This is a genomic window from Candidatus Dependentiae bacterium (assembly GCA_026389015.1).
Taxonomy (GTDB): Bacteria; Babelota; Babeliae; order Babelales; family Vermiphilaceae; genus JAPLIR01.
Genome location: JAPLIR010000004.1, coordinates 1 through 4488, shown reverse-complemented (window position 1 = coordinate 4488; position 4488 = coordinate 1). Strand labels below are relative to the sequence as shown.

Here is a 4488-nt window from a genome sequence, read left to right as displayed (position 1 = left end):
TGAGAAAGCGGCTTCATATACTCCGCAATTGAAGAAGTAACCACCTGCTTTATTTGATTTTTAACATTACTTAATTTGGCAATTGCCGGCAACACTACTTCGTACTCAACCGTGTCGTAACCTTTCAACTCAGGCCCATCCACCGCAAAATAGAGCGAATCACCCGAAACCAGATGAACTGGAACGTGCGCAAGTTTGGCGAATGTATCAGCTTCTATAGAACTGCCAAGATCCTTTTCAATGAAAGAAAATCCTAATACACGATCGTCGGCAGGACGCTCTATATCTACAGAGCCCTCTTTTTTTATCGTGATGGGAATCACCGACTGCCCATGAGCATGCACGCCAGATTTTTCCGATGATGATGACCGATACATTGAAACAAATACATCGCGATCAGTTTTATTGTAAAGAGTAATTATTTCAGCTGTAAGAAATCCCTGATACACAACCACAACAAAAATAGGAATCACTATTTTTTTAAAATTCATATGAACTCTCCTTTGCTCTTTATGTTATTACGTTGCTGCATCTTCCATGCTATTGCTTCTAAAATTGCATGTTTATTTATGTAGATAAGGCCTTCAGCCAATGCACTTAATTGCTGCACATCTTCTTGCGCATAACGAGTATTCAATGATTTACTAAATTTTTGCTGTATAAAATTATGTGCATCAAAATGATCAAATAATTGTTTATTATGCTCCCACATAGGATCATGTTGTAGTATTTCGAATATTTCTTGATTACAGACAAGGGGCATATAGATCACCAATGGTACCGCCGCATCATGTTCATCTTTGAAGATAGTTATCATCTTTTTTTCAATATCAACATAATCAATACGAGGAAATTTCAGCCCTTTATCACGAGCATAGTGCTCTGCCTGGTGCAAACCAAGTGGCATATCGGCACTCGTATCCAAAAATAACAAAATATCTGATTGACGATCTGTTCGGTCGCCGCTCACGGGAGCATAGGGCAAACTAAAAGCTTCGGCCGTGTCGCAAAGATGCATTACGGTGTTATGCTTGAGAACACTGCCCTGCATGCCACGAGTAAAATTATTAACTTGTGCAGTAGTAACTCTTTTATGCCCAATGCGTGCGACGCAAAAATCAGCACATCGTTTAAAAACATTGCTTCCATCTTTATGATGAGTCAAATACTTAAAAGCAAAACTAAGTTTTACAGCGAATACCGATCCAAAGGTCCCCAGAAGAAATCCCAAACTTTGTTCCGGTGCATAATCTATGGAAACTCCATCCTGAAAAGCTCTACCATAAGCCCAACTCGGCACATACATCCCAAGCTGCGACGACCCTATTTCGTAAGGAGTAAATTCATACATGTTTTTCGTACTTGTACATAAAGCTGTATAAATAGGAAATGGAAGATAACCTTGCTCAACTATTTTAGCTTGTTCAGATAAATAAACTCTATGTCTATCATTGCCAAAATCTTTCATAGTCCAATTCATACCTAAATAACTCCACCAATCAATAAGCGTAGTCTTTTGGTTACATAACTTCTTGGCGACCAATGCCTTTGACCATAACAATAAATCATGCATACTGCCTAACGACCAAAATGCTCTATATTGTGTAGTAAAAATAAGTCGTTCCTTAAACTGCTCTATAGATACATTGTGCGAGAACCACAATGCTGTTGAAATAGCTGAACCAGAAGAGCTGACCATATACGTCACCGCATCCATAAGCCCAGATTTAACTAAACCAACATGCCAGCCGGTGGTACTCATTAATGATCGAAACCCGCCACCACTTTCAACCAATGCTATTGTCGGCACGGATTGTAAATCCAAAGACTTATCCAACAGTTTTTCAAGTGCACTTTTAACGTGGAGCAAACGTTTCTCACGAAAAACCCGTTCACCTGGATGTAACTCATTACCAACCCTGACATAAGCAATTTGATCTTTATACGGATTGTGTTGGAATGCGCGCAATCTATTTTGCAATGTTCGCTGCATTAATCCGGTTAATTTAGCAATACTACTGTGCATCAAAACTCTCCTACGTATGCATTAGTTTGCTATTTTGCTTGCACATAGGCTGTTAATTCATCAAAGCCACCAACACCGTTTACACCAAGAAAACCTTTAGCGCTCCCCGTCGCAGCATTCTCCGACCCCGCACTATTGGCGTCCAAAACGGCCTGTCCGTTAGCTACCGTAGGGTTAGTAATAAATTGCTGTAAAGCATTTACCAACTGAGAAGCCCCCCCAAACTTGAAGAAAACTCCATTGCCAGAATTTTGCGCTGCCGCAAGGGCTGTCTTTGCTGCTGCGATTGCCGCGCCTTGAGCCGCTAATTGAGCTGATGATAATACAATATGCGACTTTACATACTCAGTTACAAGCGCTAAAGCATCACCTACGCCTCCTACAGCAAGAAATCCAGCTGGCCCGGCATTACCTTTATCAGAAGCTGTAAGATTTGCATCAAGCACAATCCGTGCTTGAGCTACCGTAGGGGAATTGATAAATTGCTGTAAAGCATGGGCCATCTTAGACGCACCGCCAGCATTAAAGAAAACTTCATTGCCAGGATTTTGCGCCGCCGAAAGGGCTTGCTGCGCTGCTGAAACTGCAGCACCTTGAGCTTTATCACTATCTGCGTTGACACTAACATTAGATTGATTAACCACTGACTTCGGATTCAATTGACCCGCCTTCCACTTCAACGCATCCAAAATGGTATCTTTACTCGCGCGAACGTTAAAGGCGAATAATGCAAACAATTTCTCAATTTCATCTTTTTTGTAATTAAAATTAAACGTATTACAGAAGCCTTTACTCACACACTGCTCAATGTCAAAATCTTTTAATAATACAACCTGTTCTTTAAATTGGCCACTCTGTATCGCTCCATCTAATAACGCTTCATCCTTAACTCGTGGCATATAAATCACGACAGGAATTGTTCGGTCATTTGCATCTTTAAACACCGTCACGGCATGTTTTAATAGTTCAGAATCATTAACATCAATCGATGGAAATTTTAATCCTCTATCTTTGGCGTACTGCGCAGTTTTTCTCAGCCCTTTAGGAACATCTTCTGAAGCATCAAGTATCATTATTACATCCATTGGACGACGATCATCACCCACAGGCGGAAATGGCAAGTTAAAAGCAAGTCCGGCATCAACTAATTTTAGATACTCTTGATGCTGCAGTTGACTGTCCTGCATGCCCTTGGTGAAATTATGTACCACCGCAGAAGTAATACGCTCATTACCAATTCTATCCAGTATTGCATCTAAGACGATGTTACTTTCTTCCACTGTTTTTTCTGATATATCACTGCCTTCAACATCTTCCTCAAATGCTTTATTTGATGCATTTTTGCTGGGAGCTTGGCTTTTTAGCGTGTCGACAATTTGAGCAAAGGATGCTGCAAACGCTGAACCAAAGGTACCCATTAGATAGCCAAAACTTTGTGGCACTGCAAAATATTTTGATTCTCCATCATTAAACTGGCTATCAAAAGCGGCGCTTGGTATATACATTCCTTTTTTTCCAAACCATGAAGCGCCAACTTCATGCGGCGTGAACTCATACCAATCTGACGAAAGCCCATCGCCTTTTGGATCATCTCCACGCACCGCGGTATAAATAGGATACGGCCTGCTGCCATCTGCTATTATCTGAGCTTGTTCTGACAAACCTACTCTCAGTCTTTTGCCACCAAATTTTTCCAAGAGTGCCGTGGCTAACAAGCTGCCATATATATCTACCAACGTTAATGGTTGATCCAAAGCAGCCTTGACCAACAAATGATTATTAATTTTTTTAATATCATAACCATCCAGTGTTGCCAAACCACGCTCCATGCCTTTAATGAGATAATCTTTAAACTTATCGATAGGCAACTCACTCAACGTCCATACGCCAATCGACCACGTAGACCCGGAAAGTCCAACTAAGTAGGTAATACCATCCATCAAACCAATAGCCGCCAATCCTTCATGTCCTCCCGCCGAACAAGTCATGGCACGGTAACCCCCACCACTTTCTATTACCGCAATATTAAGCGGTTGCTGCATAGAAACACCTAATAAGGACTCTAAAGTTTTTTGCACTATGGGTGCTCGTTTTGCACGATATGCTTTCTCATCCGGATTCAAATCATTCCCTTGACGGACTTTGGCTACTTTGTCTTTATAGGGATTTTCGTTAATTCTTTTATAGTGACCTTGTATGAAATTTTTAACAGGTCCCGTAATCGCTTCTTTCACACTTGTTGCCGTCTTTTCTGCCAAATCAAATGCTGGCTTTGCAGCCTTCCACCCTGCCCAGCTATACCCTCTCAGCTGACCATTTTTTTCTGCTGCTATATAAAAAGTATTGCCCCATTTTACACCAATGTTGGTCTGACCTATCGCATTAAAATCCTTGGGCTTTGGCTTATCGGTAAGATCTTCTTGTTTTTGCGAAAATGCCAGAACACGATCACACGTTTTGAT

At 41.1% G+C, this 4488-nt stretch carries 3 protein-coding genes; all 3 read right to left on the bottom strand.

The genetic code is table 11. The features are described 5' to 3' along the window. The coding region (locus NTX86_00075; GenBank protein ID MCX5921718.1) for a hypothetical protein at nucleotides 1–491 on the bottom strand (491 nt) is incomplete at its 3' end. Continuing rightward, a complete protein-coding gene (locus NTX86_00070; protein ID MCX5921717.1) occupies nucleotides 488–2026 on the bottom strand; it encodes a hypothetical protein in 1539 nt (512 codons plus the stop codon). The genes NTX86_00070 and NTX86_00075, both read right to left, overlap by 4 nt. Before the next feature lie 29 nt (nucleotides 2027–2055). Further along, the coding region (locus NTX86_00065; protein MCX5921716.1) for a hypothetical protein at nucleotides 2056–4488 on the bottom strand (2433 nt) is incomplete at its 5' end.

What these genes read in the sequence shown, in the direction of transcription:
- NTX86_00070 (MCX5921717.1), bottom strand. Translation starts at nt 2,026, where the DNA reads ATGCACAGTAGTATTGCTAAATTAACCGGATTAATGCAGCGAACATTG.